The organism is Serratia sp. CY33802, from assembly GCF_052169095.1.
Lineage (GTDB): Bacteria > Pseudomonadota > Gammaproteobacteria > Enterobacterales > Enterobacteriaceae > Serratia > Serratia bockelmannii.
Genome location: NZ_JBJNLL010000002.1, coordinates 1288926 through 1310183, shown reverse-complemented (window position 1 = coordinate 1310183; position 21258 = coordinate 1288926). Strand labels below are relative to the sequence as shown.

The following is a 21258-nucleotide window of genomic DNA, read 5'->3' as shown; positions in this document are numbered from 1 at the left end:
CCGTGTTGACGCGCGTTTGCCGATTTTTTTATCTTTGTTATCAGAATTTACCCTAAGCAAAATGACGGGTTATTTCCGGGCGGTTTTTTCCAGCGGTTTTCTCCATTCAATACGCTCAGGTTAATTGCTAATTTCTATTTGCCAGCCAACCTTATTGCCTGATGTGCATTTGACGAATTGCCTATTGTCATCTAAGTGTCATGCTAAATTAATATCGTCTTCTGCCTGACAACGCTTCATTTAACCTCGGGTAACAAATATGAAAATAAAATCGCTCTCCCTGCTGTTGGCTTCACTGTTTCCTGTATTGGCCCACGCTGCCGACATTGAGGTGGCGCGTTATATGGTCGGCTTCCCCGGTGGGGAACGCGTCGCCTATCAGGGGGCGTTCGCCAAGCATTTCCCACAGGGGTTGCCGGTGGGGATCGGCTCCGGGTTGATGTTCAACAAGAAGCAGGGCGACGATTTGGTGCTGACGACGCTGACCGATCGCGGCCCGAATGCCGATGCCCCGGCGGTAGGCAAGCAAGAGGCCAAGATTTTCGCCAATCCGCAATTCACGCCTCTGTTGATGGACATTCGTATCGGCGGCGGCAAGGCCGTGGCCGAGAATGCGCGGCCCTTGCATGACGAAAAAGGGCCGATTAGCGGGCTGCCGCTGCCGAGTGAGCTGATTGGTTCCACGAACGAAGTGGCGTTGAACGACGCGCTGCAACCGCTGTCCGGCGATCGCCGCGGGTTGGATACCGAAGGCATCATCGGTGACGGTAACGGCGGTTATTGGCTGTGCGATGAGTACGGCCCGTTTCTGATCCATGTCGACGGCAAAGGTAAAATCCTCGCCAAATATGGCCCAACGCCGCAGGCCGGCGAGCAGGCGGTGGCGAGCGGGTTACCGAACATCCTGAAGTGGCGCCAGCCTAACCGCGGTTTTGAGGGGCTGACCCGGATGCCGGATGGGCGCATTCTGGCGGCGGTGCAGAGCACGCTGGATGTCGACGGCAAAAGCAAAAACAAGGCGCAGTTTACCCGGCTGGTGAGCTTCGATCCGCGCAGTGGCAAAACCGCGATGTACGGCTATCCCATCGATATCGACAGCTATAAAAAAGCCAAAGACGCCAAAATTGGCGATGTCGTGGCATTGGACAACCAGCGCATCCTGTTGATTGAACAGGGAACCGGTAAAGAAAAGACGATGATCAACAAGATCTATCTGGTGGATCTCGCGCAGGCCAGCGATCTGAGCGCGTTTGACGGCCAGGGTAAAGCGCTGGAGTTCGATGATGCGAAAGATCTGGCTAAACGCGGCGTGAAGCTGGCGCAGAAACGGGAAGTGGCGGATCTGCGTCAGTTGGGTTGGCGCCAGGAGAAAGCGGAAGGGTTGGCGCTGATCGACGATCGCACGCTGGCGGTGATCAATGACAACGATTTCGGCTTGCAGGCCAAGCTGGTGGATGCGTCGCCAAAGAGCAAGAAAATCGGTGACTATCAGCTGGAGAAAGGAGGGCGGTTGAGCCTCGACGGCGACAAAACCGACGCCCGCATCGAATTGCGCCCTCTGGAGCAGCCGGAATCGCTGAGTGAGCTTTGGGTGCTCACCTTGCCGCAACCCTTGAAGTGACCGAGATAGGGGGGCGATAGCGCCCCCGTCAGACCGTTGACAAAGGAGGAAAAAACGTGGTTTTTCCTCCTTTGTGGCCATCAGCCGAAAATCAATAAATTGATTTTCCTTGTTTTTTATCCGCTGCTCTTTGCAAACCCGGCAATGGCATGAGGTTTGTCATCAATCTCACAGCGGGGGCGATAGCGCCCCCGTTTGTGTCAGGCTTCCGCATGCTGCTGCGGCGCTCTGCCGCGCGAGATGCTCTCCCACACCGCCACCATCACCATGATCAGCGTCGTCAGGCCATTGACCATCAGCAGATCGGTTAAATAGGCGATAGGGGCCAATACCGCCAGCGCCAGCAGCCCAACCAGGTGCGACAGCGGAAAACGGTGATACACCAGCCGTTTGTACAGCGCGTTGGCGAACAGGTAAATCGCCGGGCCGAGCAGCAGCACCGCCGCCGTGGCGTGTTGGATGCGGCCGTCGGGATGGGCGATCACCAGCTCGTTGGCCACGGCGCAGACGATGATCGCCCCCACCAGCGCGACGTGCACATAATGGAAATAAGCGCCCAGTTGGCCGGGGTTTTCCGCCTGGCTGATGGCGTGGCTGCCGGCTTTGCTGCTGGTGTCGAAGTAAACCCACCACATCGCCAGGCTGCCGAGAAAGGCCACCAGCGAGGCGATGAGCACCGGCAGACTCCAGCTTTCCATCTCGCTCAGGGTAGCGCCGGTGATCAGAATGGTTTCTCCCAGCGCCACGATCACGAACAGCTGGCAACGTTCTGCCAGATGGTGGCCTTCGATGGTCCATTCGCTGCTGCTGTCCGAGCGCCCCAGGACCGGTAAACGGAAGCCGAACATCGGCGAGACGTATTCGCACAAGACGGCGATCGCCCACAGCGCCAGGCGGGCATTGCCTTCTGCCAGCCCACCGACGATCCAGAAGACGGCGGAGATGCACAGCCAACCGAGAATGCGGCGAAAGTTTTGTTTTAACGGATGATCGGGCGCCAGCAGGCGTAGCACCGTGACGGAGCGGCCAACCTGAATGGCGACGTAGAACAGCGCGAAGATCAGACCGCGTTCGCCAAACGCCTGTGGCAGCGCGGCGGCGGCGAACAGCCCTAGCAGCATGATCGCGAACAGCAGCAGGCGGATCTGACGGGTATCGGGATTGAACCAGTTGGTGACCCAGGCGGTGTATTGCCAGGCCAGCCAGACGGCGAACCACAGCAGCAGGGTTTCCAGCGCGCCGGTCAGCGTCAGGTGATGCAACAGATAGTGGGAAAGTTGGGTCACGGCGAAAACGTAGATCAGATCGAACAGCAGTTCGGAGAATGAGACCGACGCGCCCTGACCGTCACGCACGCGCAGCAGGTTTTGCGACATAAGCGTTCTTCCTTAAAAGGGTAAGCCACAAAATCAGCGTAGCTCAGCGCGCCTCGGCGGGTAAAAAATCTTAAATAGCGGCGGCGTGCGTTCTTTCTTTCGCCCTGTCTTTAATTGTTCATCAAATAGGGGTAAGGTGAACTCAATAAAGTCATTCCTGCCTGAAAATACACACTCGCACTCATATCCTCCTTATTCTCCTCACAATGATTGATGTTCTTTACGTTGCATGACGTCCGTTTTCATTGGCTAGCGGATAATTAACATCACTGACAACGAGCTAATAAACAAGAACACCTGGAGTCAATCATGAAACTTATCCCAAGCATCGCAGCCGTATTGATCGCCGCCGCTTCCTTCTCCACTTTCGCCGCGCCGCTGTCGTCGGTGAAACAGGTCAACAGCGAGCAGGCCGCCAATCTGCAAAGCATCGGCGTCGTGTCGGTTTCCGGCATTAGCGGCTCACCGCATGACGCCATCACCGCCCTGAAAGAAAAAGCCGCGGCGGACGGCGCCAGCCATTACCGCATTATCGGCCTGGACACCCCCGGGGACTCCAGTAACTGGCGCGGCAATGCGGAAATTTATCGCTAAGCGTTGATTGTTACTCTCTGGCCACGGCAACGTGGCCAATAAAATAAACGGTCGTAATAATTATCTGAACAGTCGGCGCATAAACGGCTTATTTTCAGGTCATTATTACGACCGTTTTTCTTTGTGCCGTCGTGGCTGAGGTCGCATTTTATTACAACTGTGTCTGCCGCTTTCGGAATCATGTTAATGATTACTTAAGAAATTCGGCTCACATTGGGGGCTTAACCCAAGGAGGCCTCAATGTTAAATGCGACCCGGCTGCAACTGATGAATCACTTCGCTTACCTGCAGCAATTTATGGCTTCACCGCGCACCGTCGGTACGCTGGCGCCTTCTTCCCCGTGGCTGTGCCAGGCGATGCTGAACCAGATTGAATGGACCCGTGCGCTGTCGATCGCGGAGCTGGGCGCGGCGGACGGCGTACTGACCAAACGCATCCTGGGGCGGATGCGCGCCGATGCGGCGCTGGAGGCTTTCGAAATTCAACCGCATTTCGTGCATCGGCTTCGGGGGATAGACGATCGGCGGCTGCAGGTGATGCCCCATTCGGCGACCCAAATGGCCACGGATTACGACGTGGTGTTTTCCTGCCTGCCGCTGCTGTCGATCCCGGTCAGGATAAGCGTGCGCATTCTTCAGCAGGCCCGGCAGCGGCTGCTGGCGCGCAACGGCACGCTGGTGTTGTTTCAATACAGCCACCTGTCGGAAAAATTGCTGTCCCGCTATTTTCACTGGAAGCGCCTGCGGGTGGTGCGCAACTTCCCGCCGGCGCTGGTGTATGTTTGTACGCCGCGTTAGCTACAGCGTTTTCGCCATTACTACCACTTCTTCGTCATGCTGCCGCCGGCGTTCCACGGGATGCCAACCCCAGCCGGCGTACAGCGCTTCCGATTTGTCGGTGATGAGATGCAAAACCGAGTGATGGCGTTGCCGCGCCGCCTCGACGATGGCCATCTCAAGACGGTGGGCGATGCCCTTGCGGCGGTGATCGGGATGCACGAAGACGCCGGCCAGCCATGGGGTGAGATCCTGGCGCTGATGATCGTCGCTGGGCCACAGGCTGGCCATGCCCACCGGACGATCGCCGTCGATCATCATCAGCGTCAGGTGATCGTCGCTTGGCCGGCTGCAGTGGGCGAAGCGCAACTGGGTGCGCTCCAGCGAACCGCCGCGCTGTGAGCCCCATTGGCCGAAGGCCCAGGCGGCGCACACATCGGCAAACTGCGGGCACTCCGACAGCGGAATGATGCGTTGAGTCATGGAGGTCTCCCGGTTTTTAGCTGTTTCCCCGTTCTATTTAACCGATTTCCCCGCCATTTTTTTAACTTTTTAAAGCCGTTATTTTAGCGGTTTCGCCGTGTTTGCCGCGCGCCCGGCGCCGTTTCCCGGATTTCTTTTGGCAATGGCGGCGCAGGATTGCAAGTGTTAATGAGAGTGATTATCATGCGCACACTATTTCCCCCTTTCGGCTCAATCATGCGCAATTTCCTCATTTTACTGCTGCTTTCTCTGTGGTTCGGCGTGTTCTCCGCCCAGGCGAAGACGGTGACCGATATCACCGGCCGTCAGGTTGTGGTGCCGGACAATCCGCAGCGCATCGTGGTGGGGGAGAGCCGCATGTTGTATACGCTGGCGCTGCTGGAGCCGGGCAACCCGGCGCAGCGCATCGTCGGCTGGCCGGCGGATCTGGCGCGTTTCGATGCGCAAAGCTGGCAACGCTATACGCAGAAGTTCCCGCAGATCGCCGCGATCCCCATTATCAGCGGCAATAATTTCCGCCAGGTCAACATCGAAAGCCTGCTGCAGCTGAAGCCGGATCTGGTGATCCTGGCGCGCTACGCGCGTGAAGACGGCGACAACGATCTGCTGGTTTCCGCGCTGAACAAGGCCGGCGTGGCGGTGATCTACGTCGATCTGCGTATCGATCTGCTGAACAACACCGTGCCGAGCGTGCGGCTGCTGGGCGAAGTGCTCAATCGCCAGCAGCGCGCCGAGCAGTTCATCGCGTTTTATCAGCAGCATATGGCGGTGGTTCAGCAACGGCTGGCGGGCTATCAGGGGGCGAAGCCCAAAGTGATGCTGCACCTGCATCTGGGGCGGCGCGATACCTGTTGCACCACCGCCGCACACGGCAACCTGGGCGATCTGCTGACCTTCGCCGGCGGCGACAACATCGCCAACGCCAGCGTCAAAGGGGTGTATGGCGAACTGAACCCGGAAAGCATTCTGAGCGCCAATCCCGACGTATACCTCGCCACCGGCATGGCCGGCCCGCAGGGCAAACGGCTGTCCGATCTGCGCCTCGGGCCGCAGGTCAGCCCACAGGAGGCCGCCGACAGCTTCCGCCGGCTGATCGCCAAACAGCCGATGCTGGCCAGCCTGCAGGCGGTGAAAAACCACCGCGCCTGGAGCGTCTGGCACAACTTTTACCTCAGCCCGTACCACGTGGTGCTGGTCGAGGTATTCGCCAAAGCGTTTTACCCGGATCTGTTCGCCGACATCAACCCGCAGCAGACCTTCCAACAGCTGTATCAGCAGTTTTTGCCGTTACCTTTTTCAGGGACCTATTGGAGTCAGTTAGATAATGAATAACAACAAGCGCGGCTGGTGGTGCGCATTGCCTTTGGCGGCCTGCGCAACATTGCCGACGTGGGCGGCGGAAAAAGTCGCGTCGAAAGAAGAAAGCCTGACGGTGATTGGCCGCAAAGACGCCGACGGTGTGCAGAGCTATCAGCCGTTGACCAGCGTCACCGGCACCCGCAGCGAAACCAACCTGTTGAATGTGCCGCAGGCGATCGACGTGGTGCCGCAGCAGGTGATTACCGATCAGGCGGTCAGCAGCCTGGACGAAGCGCTGTACAACGTCAGCGGCATTACCCAGGCCAACACGCTGGGCGGCACTCAGGACGCGGTCATGAAACGCGGCTTCGGCGATAACCGCGACGGCTCTATTCTGCGCGACGGCGTGCGCTCGGTGCAGGCACGCAACTTTACGCCGACCACCGAGCGGGTGGAGGTGCTCAAGGGGCCGGCCTCGATGCTGTATGGCATGGGCGAGCCGGGCGGGATGATCAATATGATCACCAAAAAGCCCCAGCTGCAGCAACATACCCACGTGGAAGGCTGGGGCAGCAGCTTCAACGGCGGCGGCGGCCAGCTCGACGTTACCGGGCCGCTCGGTACGTCGGGATTCGCCTATCGCATGATCGTCGATCACGATGAAACCGACTACTGGCGCAACTTCGGCCGCAACCGCCAGACGGTGATCGCGCCCTCGCTGATGTGGTATGGCGAGAACACCACCGTGCGCTTGGCCTACGAGCATATGGAATATCTGGTGCCGTTCGATCGCGGCACCATTATCGATTCGCGCACCGGCAAACCGGTGAATACGCCGCGCGATCGCCGTTTCGACGAAGCCTATAACGCTACCCGCGGCGATCAGGACAGCGTCACTCTGCAGATCGATCAAACGCTCAACGAGCGCTGGAAAAGCTCGCTGACCTACGCCTACAGCCGCAACAGCTACAGCGACAACCAGGCGCGCGCCACGGCGCTGAACCCGGTGACCGGCGCATTGAGCCGCCAGGCCGACTCGACAGCCCATGCCGTCAGCCACGCCAACGCGGTGCAGCTGACGCTCAATGGCGACGTGGACTGGGGCAGCATCAACCACCAGATGCTGTTCGGCTTCGATTTTGAAGATAACCGTACCTACCGCGGCGACATGATCCGCGGTAAAAAGAACAGCGATTTCAATATCTATCATCCGGTATACGGCCTGATGCCGCCGTCGACCGCGGTCAGCGCCAAAGACAGCGACCAGCGGGAAAACCTCACCAGCTACGGTTGGTTTATGCAGGATTCTATCCAATTGACTGATAAATGGCTGGTGATGGGCGGGCTGCGTTACGACGCTTTCGACGTCTATGCCGGCAAGGGGCGGCCGTTCCAGACCAACACCGACAGCTCGGACGGCAAGCTGGTGCCGCGCGCCGGGGTGGTCTACAAGCTGACGCCTTACGTGTCGCTGTACAGCAGCTATACCGAGTCGTTCAAGCCGAACTCTTCCATCGCCACCCAAATTGATTCGCTGCCGCCGGAGCAGGGCAAGTCGTGGGAAGTCGGCGGCAAGCTGGCGTTGCCGAACGGCGTTACCGGCACGCTGGCGCTGTTCGACATCACCAAGCGTAACGTCATGGTCAATGAGCTGGTGGAGGGCGAAACCGTGACGCGCACCGCCGGGCGCGTGCGTTCGCAGGGCGTGGAGCTGGACGTGGCCGGCAATCTCACCGACTCGCTGAGCCTGATCGGTTCCTATGCGTATACCGACGCCCGCGTGGTGGACGATCCGGACAACAAGGGGAAAGAGATGACCAACGTGGCGCGCCATACCGCCTCGCTGTTCCTGACCCAGAACCTCGGCAGCCTGGGCCTGTACAGCGGAGATGAGGTGCGTATCGGCGCCGGCGCGCGCTACGTGGGCCGGCGCCCGGGCGACGCCGCCAACAGCTTCTACCTGGATAACTACACCGTTGCCGATGCGTTCGCCGCTTACACCATGCCGATCAACGGCTATCGGGTGAAATGGCAGCTGAACGTGAAGAACCTGTTCGATAAAACCTACTATCCGTCCAGCGGTGGCAATCTGCGCGTGGCGGTGGGAGAGCCGCGTGAGGTGGTGCTGCGCGGCAGTATCGATTTCTGAGCCACGGGCGGTGGAATTTGTTTAAATAACCGCCCCAACGTTAAGGAGAACTCATGAGCCTGCAGATCCGTTTGGCGCAGCAGCGAGATATCGCGCATCTGATGGCGGTTGAACGTTCGGCGGCGCAGCTGTTTCGCCAGCAGCCGGAATGGCGCTTTATCGCCGAAGGCGAGGTGATGGCCCCGAAACAGCACGCCGCGTTTATCGCCGAGCGCCGTGAATGGCTGGCGGAAAGCGACAACGGTGAGTGCGCCGGTTTTATCGCCGTGTTGGCTCAGGGGGAAGACTGGCATGTCGCCGAATTATCGGTCGCCGCTGCCTGGCAACGGCAGGGCGTCGGCCGCCGCCTGATCGGCGCGGTGGTGGAAGAAGCCAAACGGCAGGGCGCCACTCGCCTGACGCTCACCACCTTCATTGATGTGCCGTGGAATGCGCCCTACTACCGGCGGCTGGGATTCCGGCTGCTCGACGACGCGCGGCTCACGGTCGCCCTGCGGCGGCACCTGGATGAGGATCTGGCGCACGGCTTTGCCGTCGGCAGTCGCTGTGCCATGGAATTTACACTATCGTAAATATTGAAATACAGAGCGGGCAGGGTATGATGCAGCCACCACGCCATCGCACCCGCTCGGTATTTTGGTATGCAATGCACTCAAGTCACCGCATAAGGGACAACCCGTAATGACACAAACCCTGTTCATGATAGGCGCTCGCGGAGCCGGCAAGACCACGGTAGGCAGCGCATTGGCGCTGGCGTTGGGCTATCAGTTTGTCGATACCGATCTGTTTATGCAGCAAGCGGTACAGATGAGCGTGGCGGAAATGGTCGAGCGCGAGGGCTGGCTGGGGTTCCGTCGCCGCGAAACCATCGCGTTGCAAACCGTGACCAAACCGTCAACTGTAGTTGCCACCGGTGGCGGCGCGATCCTGGCGGAAGAGAACCGTCAGTTTATGCGCCAGCATGGCACCGTTATCTATCTGCGCGCGCCGGCCAGCGTGTTGGCGCAGCGGTTGGAAGAGTACCCGGAAGATGCGCAGCGCCCGACGCTCACCGGCAGGCCGATCGCCGAAGAGATGCTCGAGGTGCTGGCGGCGCGTGAAGCGCTGTATCAGGACGCCGCGCATTACGTGATGGACGGCGCCGCCGATCCGCAGCGGGTGGTGGAGCAAATCCTCGCGGTGCTGCCGCGTGAGACGGTGAAATAACCCTTTCTTCTCTTCGGGCGCTGGGCGCCCGTTTTCCTATTCCGTTTGCCGAGCGGCCGCAAAGTACGCCCCGGGCGTGACGCCGAAGCGGCGGCGAAAGGCGGCGATGTAGGCGCTGACGTTGTCGTAGCCACAGGTGTCGGCCACTTCGGCGACCGCTGCGCCGCGTGATAATCCCTCCAGTGAACGCAATACCCGCGCCTGCTGGCGCCACAGCGCGAAGCTGATGCCGGTTTCCTGCACAAAGCGGCGGCTCAGGGTGCGCGGGCTGAGCCCGGCCCAGTCGGCCCAGTCGCGCTGGCTGCGCAGGCTGGCGGGATCGTTCAACAGCGCCCGGGCGATGTTCAGCAACCGGGCGTCCTGCGGCAGCGGCAATTGCAACGGCGCGCGGCTTGCCGTATGCATTTCATCCAGCAGCACCTGCAGCAGCCGCCGTTGCGGCGCACTCAGTGGGCCGGCGGGGAACTGTGCGATACGCTCCACCAGGGCCTGCAACAGCGCAGAGGCCGTGAACAGCTGCGGCTGCGGCGGCATCTCCGGCACGCTTTCCCCCGGCAGATACAGACTCCAGCCCGCTACGTCGCCGCAGGCCAGCGCCTGATGGGCGCATCCCGGCGGCAGCCAGCCCAGCGTACCGCCGGTGATCGCCCATTGCCGGCCCGGGAGTTCCATTGCCAGCATGCCACGCGTCAAGAGATAGATCTGGCCGCCTTCGTGCCGGTGCCAGGGCGTCAGGTGCTTTTTTTCATGCTGAAGGCGTTGGCTGCGGATCTGCGTCATGTTGGCCGTTTAACGTTATTGAAAGTCTTGATGTGGTTATTATGCCATCGTCTGGCCGGGATAGGATCACCGTTCACCCTATTTCGGAGAAACGTGATGACTCAAGTTACCCCACTGAACCTGGTGCTCGATACGCTGCAGCAGGTCGTCGCCAGCCCGGAGCATCGGCCGACGCAGCTCGCTGCCCGTTTCAGCGCAGGCTACCGCCAGCAGGTGGATGGCAAGGTGCTGAACTTCGCGCAGTTTGAGCAACATATGGCGCTGCTGAAACGGCAAACCCGCCGCATGACGCTGAGCGTGATCGCGGCGGCGGAGCAGGGCGAGGCAGTGCTGACCCACCATCTGGTCGAGGTGGAAAAGCGCGACGGTACCCGCAGCCGCGTGCGGGTGCTGGCGCACTTCACCGTGCGTGAAGGCCGGATTTGCGCCTGCGACGAACTGACCGAGCTGTTGGCGGGCGCCCCCGGCGATCGCGATCTTGGCTCGCGCGTGCCGGAATGAGGGCGGCTGCTATACTTGCTACTGTGTGAAACACACGGGAGAACGGCATGCGCGAAAATGATCAACCTGCTTATCCACGGAGCGCCCGCGTCGTTGAGGTGTTTCGGGGCGACCCGAACCTGCATCTGCGCCGTTTTGAAGTGCGCACCGACGACATTGAGCCGAATACGCTGCTCAGTGAACATGAAACCGAGCAGGAAGCGCTCGACGCCAAGCACCGCTATGAAGACGAGGCGCTAGAGCTCTGACCTGCTGCACAGCGGAAACCGGCGCCAGGCCGGTTTCCTGTTTATCCCCCCGCGTTAGCATATATTTCCCAGAACAATATTGATAATGATAATCATTTATGTGATTTTTATCGCCCCTATTGGGTGTTTCACTTCTGGGAAAAGAGATGTCCAATTCCGAGTTGCAGGCGCTGTTTCTGCGCCATATGCGGCCGCTGCAAGCCTATTTGAACGCCAAACTGCGCGACCCTCAGCTGGCCGCGGATTTGGCGCAGGAAAGTTTTACCCGCCTTACCGAGCAATATCCGCAGGGTAACATTCTCGATATCGAAGCCTACCTGTACAAAACCGCCAAAAACCTGATGCTCGACCATGTGCGCCAGCAGCAGCGGCGGCAGACCGAAGCGGTCGAAGACGACATTCTGGCGCAGTATCCCTCCGGTGAACCGGCGCTTGAACAACGGGCGATCGATAGCCAATTGCTGCAGCTGTTGCAGCAGGCGCTAGCGGACATGCCGCCGCGCACGCAGCAAATTTTCCGCCTTAACCGGCTCGATGGCCTGACCCAGGCGCAGGTGGCGGCGCAGCTAGGCGTGTCGCTCAGCACGGTGGAAAAACACCTGGCCAGCGCGCTCGAGCGGCTGATGGCGCGGATGGAAGAACAATAATGGCAACTTTTTTACGGGTTTATCCGCGCTCAGACGTCTTAACCTATAACCAGAAAAAACAGAGGTCTATGCCATTATGAAACCGCTAACCGCACAGGCGCGACAGCAGGCGGCCGCCTGGGCCGTGAGTCTGGCCGAAGGGGCGCTGCCGGCCGATCGGCGGCGAGCGTTGGACGCCTGGCTGGCCGCCGATCCGCAGCATCCGGCGGCGCTGCGTCAGGCTCGCCTGCTGTGGACGACGCTTGGGCAACTGCCGCCTGAGCAGCGGCAGGCGTTACAACCGCAGGTGGCGACGCTGAAAACGCCCTCTCGCCATCGATGGCCCCGCTGGGCGGTGGCAGCGGCGGTGGCGCTCGCCGTTTCATTCGGCGTTTATCGCGGGCCGGATCTGTGGATCGGCCTGCAGGCCGATTATCAAACCGTTCGCGGTGAGGTGCGCGAAGTTGCTTTGCCGGACGGCAGCCGGGTGGCGCTGGACAGCGGCAGCGCGATCGCGCTGGCGTATTCCGCAGATGAGCGCAAGGTGCGGCTGCTGAGCGGCGCCGCCTATTTTATCGTCGCGCCGTTGGGCGGGGCGGAAAGCCGTCCGTTCAGGGTGGAGGCGAAAAACGGCGTCACCCAGGCGCTGGGCACCGAGTTCAGCGTGGCGCGCACTGAACAGGGCGTCGACGTCAGCGTGCATCAGCACAGCGTGCGGGTGACGCTTGAGCGCGGCGAGCGCTCGCTGGTGGTCGCGCAACGCCAGGCGGCGCATTACCGCAACGGGCAGCTGCAGCTGACGCGGCAAACGGCCGGTGATGACGCTTGGCGACGCGGCTGGCTGGTGATCGACCGCCAACCGCTGACGCAGGCGCTCGCGCAGCTCAACCGCTATCGCGGGACCCGCATCGTGGCGGTCAATCCCGCGCTAAGAACGCGCACCGTGAGCGGTGTGTTCGCGCTCAATAAACTCGACGACGGCGTCGGTGCCATTCGTCAGGAACTCTCCGCCCGCCAGCTGAATCTCCCCGGCATCACGCTGCTTTACTGAGCGGCCAAGGCGGGCCGGGATGCCCGCTTCGCCGTTATTTTCACTTTCTGTAAAAAATCTTTACGGGTTTTTGCCTCCCGGAACGTCCTTATGTTTAAACGAGATTGATTTCCATTATCACTTGGTTTGGCATTCTTTCGGGTGGAACACACACGCATGCTTATTCACAAGGGAACCACGCCGGCCGGCCGATTGGCCACGGCGGTACGCGCCGCGCTGGCGGCGATGATGTTGACTCAGCCGGCGGTGGCGCTTGCCGTCCAGGCTGAGGCGAACGGCGCGCAGGCCGCACAGCAAAAGAATTTCAACATTGCGGCGCAGCCGCTGCAGAGCGCCATGTTGCGCTTCGCCGAGCAGGCCGGCATGCAGGTGTTTTTTGACGAGGTGAAACTCGACGGCATGCAGGCGGCGGCGCTGAACGGCAGCATGAGCGTTGAACAGGGCCTGCGGCGCTTGATCGGCGGCAATCCGGTGGCTTTCCGCCTGCAGCCGCAGGGGCAAATCGTATTGAGCCGGCTGCCGACGGCGAACGGCGACGGTGGCGCGCTGGCGTTGGATAGCCTGACGGTGCTGGGTGCCAGCGGCATCAATGCCAACGATTGGGTTTACGACGAACCGCGCTCGGTCAGCGTCATCAGCCGCGAACAGATGGACAACCGCCCGGCGCGACACGCGGCCGATATTCTGGAGCAGACTACGGGAGCCTATTCCAGCGTCAGCCAGCAAGATCCTGCGCTGTCGGTCAACATCCGCGGCATACAAGACTATGGCCGGGTGAACATGAATATCGACGGCATGCGGCAGAATTTTCAAAAGAGCGGCCATGGTCAGCGTAATGGCACCATGTACATCGATTCCGAACTGCTGTCCGGCGTGACTATCGACAAGGGCACCACCGGCGGCATGGGCAGCGCCGGCACGCTCGGCGGCATTGCCACCTTCAATACCGTCAGCGCGAGCGATTTCCTGGCGCCGGGCAAAGAGCTGGGCGGCAAGCTGCACGCCAGCACCGGCGATAACGGCACCCACTTCATCGGCAGCGGCGTACTGGCATTGGGCAACGAAACCGGCGATATCCTGCTGGCTGCCAGCGAACGCCACCTCGGCGATTATTGGCCCGGCAACAAGGGCGATATCGGTAACATTCGCATCAATAACGACACCGGCAATTACGATCGCTACGCCGAGAGCATCAAGAACAACAAAATCCCCGACACAAATTACCGTATGCACTCGCGGCTGGCCAAGGTGGGCTGGAATCTGCCCGCCAACCAACGCCTGCAGCTGAGCTATTTGCAGACCCAGACCGCGTCGCCGATCGCCGGCACGTTGACCAACCTGGGCACCCGCCCGCCCTATGAACTGGGCTGGAAGCGCACCGGTTACAGTGACGTGATGGCGCGCAACGCGGCGTTTGATTACAGCCTGGCGCCGGAAGACGTCGACTGGCTCGATTTTCAGGCCAAGCTGTATTACGTCGATACTCAGGATGACAGCGACACCTACAGCACCAGCTCGCTGCTGGACAACGGCTACGCGACGCGTACCCGCCTGCGTACCTACGGCGCGCAGGCGCAAAATACCTCGCGCTTCAGCCTGGCGCCGGGGCATGACTTCCGCGCCAACTACGGGCTGGAGTTTTATTACGACAAGGCAACCAGCGACTCTTCCCGCCAAGGCATGGAAGGGGTGACGCCGGCCGGCAACCGTTCGGTCGCCAGCCTGTTCGCCAACCTGACCTACGACTACGACGGCTGGCTGACGTTGGAGGGCGGGCTGCGTTACGACCGCTATCGCCTGCGCGGCCAGACCGGCCTGAGCTATCCGGATTTGGCCAAGGATGGGCAACGCTACACGATTGACAATCCTTGCAAAGCGTTGCGTCTGACCGGCTGTTCAACCACGACCCGCGAAGATTGGGACGTGGATCGCGATCAGGGCAAGCTGTCGCCAACGCTGGCGGTGGCGGTACGCCCCGGCGTGGAGTGGCTGGAGCTGTATACCACCTACGGCAAATCCTGGCGGCCGCCGGCGATCACCGAAACGCTGACCAATGGCAGCGCGCACAGTTCATCCACGCAATACCCCAACCCGTTCCTGCAGCCCGAGCGCTCGCGCGCCTGGGAAGTCGGGTTCAATGTGCAGCAGCCGGATCTGTGGTTTGAGGGCGATCGGTTGGTGGCGAAGGTGGCCTACTTCGATACCAAAGTGGATAACTACATCAACCTGGCGATAGACCGCAATAAACCGGGGCTGGTGCAGCCGAGCATCGGCAATGCTGCTTACGTCAACAACCTGTCGAAAACCCGCTTCCGCGGGCTGGAGTACCAGCTCAACTATGACGCCGGGGTGTTCTACGCCGACCTGACCTATACCCACATGATCGGCAAAAACGAGTTCTGCTCGAACAAGGCCTGGTTGGGAGGGCGTCTGCGCTACGGCGACGGATCGCGCCGCGGCAACTTCTATGTTGAACCGGATGCCGCGTCCAATGATGCCGTCACGTGCGACGGGGGTTCGCAGTTCGGCACGGCAGCCTATCTGCCGGGCGATCGCGGCTCGGTCACGCTGGGCGGCCGCGCTTTCGATCGCAAGCTGGACGCCGGGGTGACCGTGCGCTTCGCGCCGGGCTATCAGGACAGTTCGGTGCCGTCCAACTACCCGTACCTGGCCGACTGGCCGAAGTACACCCTGTTCGATCTGTATGCCAGCTACAAGCTGACCGACAGCCTGACGCTGCGCGGCTCGGTGGAGAACCTGACCAACCGCGCCTACGTCGTCAGCTACGGCGAGACGCTGGCCAACACGCTGGGGCGCGGCCGCACCGTGCAGGGCGGGGTGGAATATCGTTTTTAAGCAGTAAAAGGGCGCTGCTCATTCTTGAGCACAAGGGCGGCCTCGCAAGGGGCGCCATTCATCAATGGAGATAGAGAAATGGCATTTTCAGTCAACTATGACAGCAGCTTCGGCAGCTACAGCATCCATAACTATCTGAACGAGTGGGCGTCGTCATTTGGCGATATCAACCACACCAACGGTAACGTCACCGACTCCAACAGCGGCGGCTTCTATGGCGGCAGCCTGTCCGGCAGCCAATACGCCGTGACCAGCACCGCCAACAACGTTACCTCGTTCGTGGCGGGCGGCAACCTGACCTACACCTTGTTCAATGCCCCGGCGCACACCCTGTACGGCCAGCTGGATTCGCTGTCGTTCGGCGACGGCCTGAACGGCGGCGGCTCCACGCCGTACAACATCCAGGTGCCTGACGTCAGCTTCGGCGGCCTGAACCTCAGCAGCCTGCAGGCGCAGGGCCACGATGGCGTGGTGCACCAGGTAGTGTACGGCCTGATGTCCGGCGATACCGGCGCGCTGGAAACCGCGCTGAACGGCATCCTCGACGACTACGGCCTGAGCGTCAATTCCACCTTCGATCAGGTGGCGGCGGCGACGGCGGTGGGCGTGCAGCACGCCGACAGCCCGGAACTGCTGGCGGCCTGATTGCGGCTGTTTGCCCGCCGGCGCCGTGCGCCCCGGCGGGCATTTTCTCGTTTTTAGCCGATGGAAAACGCCATGAAAAACGCCGTCAGGCGCGGAGAAGTGATGAGCGTGCTGGCCGCATACCGGCGCGGATTTTGGGGCATCGCGCTGTTTACCGCGGTGATCAACCTGTTGATGCTGGCACCGGCGCTGTACATGCTGCAGGTCTACGATCGCGTGTTGCCGTCGGGCAACCGCATGACGCTGGCGATGCTGACCCTGATGGTGGTCGGCCTTTACCTGTTTATGGGGCTGCTGGAGTGGGTGCGCAGCCAGGTGGTGATCCGCCTCGGCGCCCAGATGGATATGCGCCTCAATCAGCGAGTCTACGACGCCGCCTTCGAAACCAATCTGAAAACCGGCAACCCGCTGGCAGGGCAGGCGCTGAACGATCTGACCAACCTGCGCCAATTTGCCACCGGCAATGCGCTGTTCGCCTTTTTCGATGCCCCCTGGTTCCCGGTTTATCTGCTGGTGGTGTTTCTGCTCCACCCCTGGCTTGGCGCGTTGGCCAGCGCCGGGGTAATCGTGCTGGTGCTGCTGGCCTGGCTCAACCAGCGAGTGTCGCAAGCGCCGCTCGCGGAGGCTGGCCGGGTCGCGCTGAGCGCCACGCAGCAGGCCAACGGCAACCTGCGCAACGCCGAAGCCATTGCCGCCATGGGGATGCTGACCGACTTGCGCCTGCGTTGGTTGCGGCAGCATCAGCAGTTCCTGCTGTTGCAGAACCGCGCCAGCGAGAAAATCGCCGCCGTCACCGCCTGGTCGAAAACCGTGCGGCTGGCGCTGCAGTCGCTGATGTTGGGCTGCGGCGCGCTGCTGGCGGTCAACGGCGACATTACGCCGGGCATGATGATCGCCGGATCGATCCTGATCGGCAGGGTGCTGGGGCCGATCGATCAGCTGATCGGCGCCTGGAAGCAGTGGTCGTCGGCGCGCCAGTCCCTGCAACGGCTGGAGGTGATGTTGGCCGCTAATCCGCCGCGGGCGGCGAGCCTGCCGCTGCCGGCGCCCAACGGGACATTGACCGTGAATCAGCTGGCCGCCAGCGCGCCCGGCGGGAGCGCACCGGTATTGCACGGCGTCAGTTTTCGTCTGGAGGCCGGCGAGGTGCTGGGCGTCATTGGCGCATCCGGCTCCGGCAAAACGTTGCTGATGCGCCAACTGGTCGGCGCGCTGACGCCGCTCAGCGGCGACGTGCGGCTGGACGGCGCGGATATCCGGCAGTGGGATAAACAGCAGCTGGGGCCGCATATCGGCTATTTGCCGCAGGATATCCAGCTGTTCGCCGGTACCCTGACGGAAAACATCGCCCGCTTTGGCCAGGTTGACGCCGAGAAGGTGGTGGCCGCCGCCGCGCTGGCCGGCGTGCACCAATTGATCCTGCATTTGCCCAAAGGGTATGAAACCGAGCTGGGCGAGGGCGGCAGCGGCCTGTCCGGCGGCCAGCGTCAGCGGGTGGCGCTGGCGCGCGCGCTGTATGGCTCTCCGGCGTTGGTGGTGTTGGACGAACCGAATGCCAACCTCGATCGTGAAGGGGAAGAGGCGCTGCAGCGGGCGATCGAAGCGCTGAAGACGCGCGGCACCACCATCGTGTTGGTGACCCACAAACCGGCGATCCTGGCGACCACCGACAAATTGCTGGTGCTGGCCGCCGGCCAGGTGCAGCACTTCGGCCCCAGCGACGCCATCCTGAAGAAACTGCCTGGTTTTGCGCCTGCAGCCGTACCGGCCAACGTCGGCCGCAGCAGCGGCGGCTTCAACGTCAACTACGCCAACTTTGCCAAAACGGCCAGCGGTGAACGAAAAGTATGAGCAATCAGAGTGTGATCCCCGGCGATATCGACGCCCTTTCCCGACAGTTCGACGAAGGGCGCCATCTGCGGCTCGGCGGCTGGCTGGTGCTGTTGGGGTTTGGCGGCTTCCTGCTGTGGGGGCTGTTGGCGCCGCTGGACAAAGGCGTGCCGATTTCCGGCAGCGTGGTGGTGGCCGGCAACCGTAAGGCGGTGCAGCACCCGAGCGGCGGCGTAGTGTCGCAAATTCAAGTGCATGAAGGCGACCGGGTTCGCGCCGGGCAGGTGCTGTTGCTGATGGATACCGTCGACAGCCGCACCCAGCGCGATGCGCTGCGCAGCCAGCAGTTGAGCAACGCCGCGCAGCGGGCGCGGCTGCAGGCCGAACGCGACGGCCTGCAGGCGATCGCTTTCCCGGCATTGCTGCAGGCGCGGCGGGAGGAGCCAGAGGTGATGTCGTTGATGCTGCTGCAGCAGCAGCTGTTCACCAGCCGCCGAGCGGCGCTGCAGAGTGAGCTGGCGGCGATCGCGGAGAGCATTGCCGGATCGCAGGCGATGCTGGAAGGGATCCGTCAGTCTTACGCCAGCAAGCAACGGCAAAAGGCCATGTTGCAGGAGCAGCTGAGCGGTATGCGCAAGCTGGCTGCGCAGGGGTATGTGGCGCGCAATCGGCTGCTGGATCTGGAAGGGCAGTATGCGCAGATCGACGGCCAGGCGTCCGAGGACACCGGCAATATCGGCCGCCTGGGCCGCCAAATACTGGAGCTGAAGCTGCGGGCGATCCAGCGGCGGGAAGAGTATCAGAAAGAGGTCAGTAGCCAGCTGGCCGAGGTGCGGATGAAGCTGGACGAACTGGATAACCGCCTGGCCAAGGCGGAGGCCGATCTGGGTCATACGCAGGTGAAAGCGCCGGTGGCGGGCACCGTGGTGGGGCTGAGCGTGTTCACCGAAGGTGGCGTGATCGGCGCCGGTCAGCAACTGATGGAGATCGTGCCCAGCGAGCGGGGGCTGCAGGTGGAGGCGCGTATCCCGGTCGAACTGATCGACAAGGTGCAGGTAGGGCTGCCGGTCGAACTGTTGTTCTCGGCGTTCAACCAAAGCACCACGCCGCGCGTCGAGGGCGAGGTGACGCTGGTCGGGGCCGATCGCCTGACCGACGAGAAAAGCGGCGCGCCCTATTACAGCGTGCGCGCCAAGGTCAGCGAAGCGGGGCTGCAACGCCTGAACGGGTTGGAGATCCGCCCGGGGATGCCGGTCGAAGGCTTCATCCGCACCGGCGAGCGTTCGATGATGAACTACCTGTTCAAACCGCTGACCGACCGCCTTCATCTGGCGCTGACGGAAGAGTGAGCATGTCGGTTTCGCCGCTGCCTTTCGCCGCACCCGGTGCCGTCATGCCCTGGCGCCGTTGCCTGGTGCTGGTGCTGGCACTGCACCTGCTGGTTGTGGCGCTGTTCTGGCCCTGGCGAGACAAGGCCGCGCCGGCGTGGGTGCCGCCGCCGGCGGTCATGGTGGTGATGGCCGCCGCACCGCAGGCCCCGGCCGAGGTAAAACAACCGCCGGGGCAAAGGACGCCGCCGCCTCAGGTTGAACCGCCGTCGCCGCCGGAACCCTTGCCGACGGTGAAGGTGCCTGAAGCCGTGCGGCCGAACATCGCCGTACCGCCGAAGCAGAAAAAACCGCCCAAGCCGGTGAAGACTCCCCCCCTGCCGCGCACACCGCCGCAGGAGAAAACGATCGCGCCGCCGAAGGTTCAGGAGCAAAGCGTCGGTGCGCCACCGCCGGGCCGGGCGGATAAAACGGCCGCGCCGCAAACTCGCCTGACGCCCTATGCTCAGGCGGGGGTGGACAACTGGCGCAGCCGCATCAGCGGCCGCCTGAATCGTTTTAAACGTTACCCCAAAGACGCATTGCGGCTAAAGCGCCAGGGCGTCGGGCAGGTGCGTTTCACGTTGGACAGGCAGGGCCATGTGCTGGCGGTGACGCTGGTCAGCAGCGCCGGGTTGCCGTCGCTGGATCGCGAAATCCAGGCGCTGGTCAAACGCGCTTCGCCGCTGCCCACGCCGCCGGCGGACGCCTACGTCAACGGCACGGTGGAATTGACGTTGCCGATCGATTTCAGTTTGCGCGGCGCGGGTTTCTGAGCCGCGGCAATATCTCCTCCTGAGAAAATCATTTTTCAGCAGCTTGTCCTGCTATTCATTATTTTCAGAGCGTATCGTTATTTTATTCGGCGCGGATAAGTCGGCGTTCTACGCAATATTTTTATTTGAAAAGCACGAATGCCTTTTATTTTGCGGCTGACAAAAAATAAACAGCTTGACGCTGCGGAGTTCGGGTTTTAGTTTTTAATTATAAAACAGGAACTGAGTTCCATATAGTGGAACAAGGCGGATCATGACAACGCTGGAAAATGCCGCTGCGGTATTAAAACTCTTTTCTCAACAACGTGTGATGCATGGCCAACCGGGTATTGCATTCAGCGACGTGGTTGAGCAATTGGCGCTGCCGAAAAGCACGGTATCGCGCCTGCTGCAGACCATGGAAAATCAGGGCATGCTGGAGCGCGATCCCGATAGCCGGCGTTATCACATCGGCGCGCTGTTGCTGGCGGCATCCAGCCACTATCTGTCGATGCCGCTGGTGGACAACCTGGCGGCCAGTATGGCGCAGCTGTGCCGCCAGACGGCCTGTACCGGCTACCTTTCTATATTGGAAGGGCAGGAGATCATGGTGATGCGCATGTTTCCCGGCCGCCACTTTTTGCAGGTGGTCACCCCGGCGGGTTACCGTTCGCCAGCGGCGGAAACCTCGGTCGGCCGGGCGATACTGGCGCGTGAAAGCGACGAGCAGGTTCGGGCGCGTTACGCCGGCGGTTACCGGGCGACTTCGCCCAATGCGCCGCAAACGTTGGATGCGCTGTTGCAGACGTTGCAGCAGGTGAGGCGTCAGGGATGGTCGCTGGCGCGCAATGAAACCTTGAACAGCATCAGTTCGCTGGCGACCGCGCTGGTGAACAAGCACGGCAGCGAGACGGTGGGGTTGTGCCTGTCCTTCCCCTCGCAGGGCGAGGAGCAGCCGTTTGTACCGGAAGTCTTGGCCGAATTAACCGCAGTCAGCCGCCAACTGGCGGAAAAATATGGCGATGATTATTGGCAGCAGATCAAATAACGCGCCTGAGCTATCGTGTTGCATCATAATTAACGAGCGCCGACAC

At 61.5% G+C, this 21258-nt stretch carries 20 protein-coding genes; 17 read left to right on the top strand and 3 right to left on the bottom strand.

Translation table 11 applies throughout. The features are described from left to right. Positions 1–259: 259 nt before the first annotated feature. Entirely contained in the window at positions 260–1621 is a 1362-nt protein-coding gene (locus ACJ8HA_RS12880) for an esterase-like activity of phytase family protein (protein WP_346419230.1), read from the top strand. 200 nt (positions 1622–1821) lie between these two features. On the opposite strand, the gene ACJ8HA_RS12875 is transcribed toward ACJ8HA_RS12880, so the two are convergent. After that, positions 1822–2997 (bottom strand): low temperature requirement protein A, encoded by a 1176-nt coding sequence (locus ACJ8HA_RS12875; RefSeq protein WP_043135588.1) that lies wholly within the window; start codon positions 2995–2997, stop codon positions 1822–1824. 309 nt (positions 2998–3306) lie between these two features. Between ACJ8HA_RS12875 and ACJ8HA_RS12870 the strand changes: the two genes are divergently transcribed. Continuing rightward, on the top strand, positions 3307–3591 hold the full coding sequence (locus ACJ8HA_RS12870; RefSeq protein ID WP_004940519.1) for a YdgH/BhsA/McbA-like domain containing protein: 285 nt from the start codon (positions 3307–3309) through the stop codon (positions 3589–3591). 240 nt (positions 3592–3831) lie between these two features. Then, the gene (locus tag ACJ8HA_RS12865; protein WP_025301715.1) at positions 3832–4389 is read left to right on the top strand and encodes a class I SAM-dependent methyltransferase; all 558 of its coding nucleotides are present in this window, start codon (positions 3832–3834) and stop codon (positions 4387–4389) included. Here the strand turns inward: ACJ8HA_RS12865 and ACJ8HA_RS12860 are convergent, their stop codons facing one another. Further along, complete coding sequence (locus ACJ8HA_RS12860; protein ID WP_025301716.1) at positions 4390–4851, bottom strand: GNAT family N-acetyltransferase; 462 nt, start codon at positions 4849–4851, stop codon at positions 4390–4392. A gap of 216 nt (positions 4852–5067) precedes the next feature. Between ACJ8HA_RS12860 and ACJ8HA_RS12855 the strand changes: the two genes are divergently transcribed. The 4 genes from ACJ8HA_RS12855 to aroL all read left to right on the top strand — a co-directional run bounded on the left by ACJ8HA_RS12855 (position 5068) and on the right by aroL (position 9505). After that, positions 5068–6183, top strand: coding sequence for an ABC transporter substrate-binding protein (locus tag ACJ8HA_RS12855; protein ID WP_442515370.1), 1116 nt, complete (start codon positions 5068–5070; stop codon positions 6181–6183). Continuing rightward, positions 6176–8299, top strand: a complete 2124-nt coding sequence (locus ACJ8HA_RS12850; protein WP_060432537.1) for a TonB-dependent siderophore receptor — start codon at positions 6176–6178, stop codon at positions 8297–8299. Before ACJ8HA_RS12855 ends, ACJ8HA_RS12850 begins: the two co-directional genes overlap by 8 nt. Positions 8300–8352: 53 nt before the next feature. Next, positions 8353–8871: a GNAT family N-acetyltransferase gene (locus ACJ8HA_RS12845; protein ID WP_043135598.1), complete on the top strand. Its 519-nt coding sequence runs from the start codon at positions 8353–8355 to the stop codon at positions 8869–8871. A 109-nt stretch (positions 8872–8980) separates the two neighbouring features. Beyond that, complete coding sequence (gene aroL / locus ACJ8HA_RS12840; RefSeq protein ID WP_025301720.1) at positions 8981–9505, top strand: shikimate kinase AroL; 525 nt, start codon at positions 8981–8983, stop codon at positions 9503–9505. Between the two features lie 36 nt (positions 9506–9541). Here the strand turns inward: aroL and ACJ8HA_RS12835 are convergent, their stop codons facing one another. Next, a complete protein-coding gene (locus ACJ8HA_RS12835; protein ID WP_043135599.1) occupies positions 9542–10285 on the bottom strand; it encodes a helix-turn-helix domain-containing protein in 744 nt (247 codons plus the stop codon). A 96-nt stretch (positions 10286–10381) separates the two neighbouring features. On the opposite strand from ACJ8HA_RS12835, the gene ACJ8HA_RS12830 reads away from it, so the two are divergent. From ACJ8HA_RS12830 to ACJ8HA_RS12785, 10 genes are all read left to right on the top strand, one after another. Continuing rightward, the gene (locus ACJ8HA_RS12830; protein ID WP_342117084.1) at positions 10382–10786 is read left to right on the top strand and encodes a nuclear transport factor 2 family protein; all 405 of its coding nucleotides are present in this window, start codon (positions 10382–10384) and stop codon (positions 10784–10786) included. Positions 10787–10833: 47 nt separating this feature from the next. Continuing rightward, the gene (locus ACJ8HA_RS12825) at positions 10834–11034 is read left to right on the top strand and encodes a YaiA family protein (RefSeq protein WP_004940491.1); all 201 of its coding nucleotides are present in this window, start codon (positions 10834–10836) and stop codon (positions 11032–11034) included. A 146-nt stretch (positions 11035–11180) separates the two neighbouring features. After that, positions 11181–11681 (top strand): RNA polymerase sigma factor, encoded by a 501-nt coding sequence (locus ACJ8HA_RS12820; protein ID WP_049206220.1) that lies wholly within the window; start codon positions 11181–11183, stop codon positions 11679–11681. Positions 11682–11757: 76 nt separating this feature from the next. Then, positions 11758–12711, top strand: a complete 954-nt coding sequence (locus tag ACJ8HA_RS12815; RefSeq protein WP_173889180.1) for a FecR family protein — start codon at positions 11758–11760, stop codon at positions 12709–12711. A 156-nt stretch (positions 12712–12867) separates the two neighbouring features. Then, a complete protein-coding gene (locus ACJ8HA_RS12810) occupies positions 12868–15567 on the top strand; it encodes a TonB-dependent receptor (RefSeq protein ID WP_049209289.1) in 2700 nt (899 codons plus the stop codon). A gap of 78 nt (positions 15568–15645) precedes the next feature. After that, positions 15646–16212 (top strand): heme acquisition protein HasA, encoded by a 567-nt coding sequence (locus tag ACJ8HA_RS12805; protein WP_033642038.1) that lies wholly within the window; start codon positions 15646–15648, stop codon positions 16210–16212. Between the two features lie 72 nt (positions 16213–16284). Beyond that, a complete protein-coding gene (locus tag ACJ8HA_RS12800) occupies positions 16285–18063 on the top strand; it encodes a type I secretion system permease/ATPase (RefSeq protein WP_142590763.1) in 1779 nt (592 codons plus the stop codon). Further along, entirely contained in the window at positions 18060–19391 is a 1332-nt protein-coding gene (locus tag ACJ8HA_RS12795; RefSeq protein WP_089195579.1) for an HlyD family type I secretion periplasmic adaptor subunit, read from the top strand. The genes ACJ8HA_RS12800 and ACJ8HA_RS12795 overlap by 4 nt, the downstream gene beginning before the upstream one ends. A 2-nt stretch (positions 19392–19393) precedes the next feature. After that, on the top strand, positions 19394–20185 hold the full coding sequence (locus tag ACJ8HA_RS12790; protein WP_025301729.1) for an energy transducer TonB: 792 nt from the start codon (positions 19394–19396) through the stop codon (positions 20183–20185). 253 nt (positions 20186–20438) lie between these two features. Then, on the top strand, positions 20439–21212 hold the full coding sequence (locus tag ACJ8HA_RS12785; protein WP_025301730.1) for an IclR family transcriptional regulator: 774 nt from the start codon (positions 20439–20441) through the stop codon (positions 21210–21212). The last annotated feature ends 46 nt before the right edge of the window (positions 21213–21258 follow it).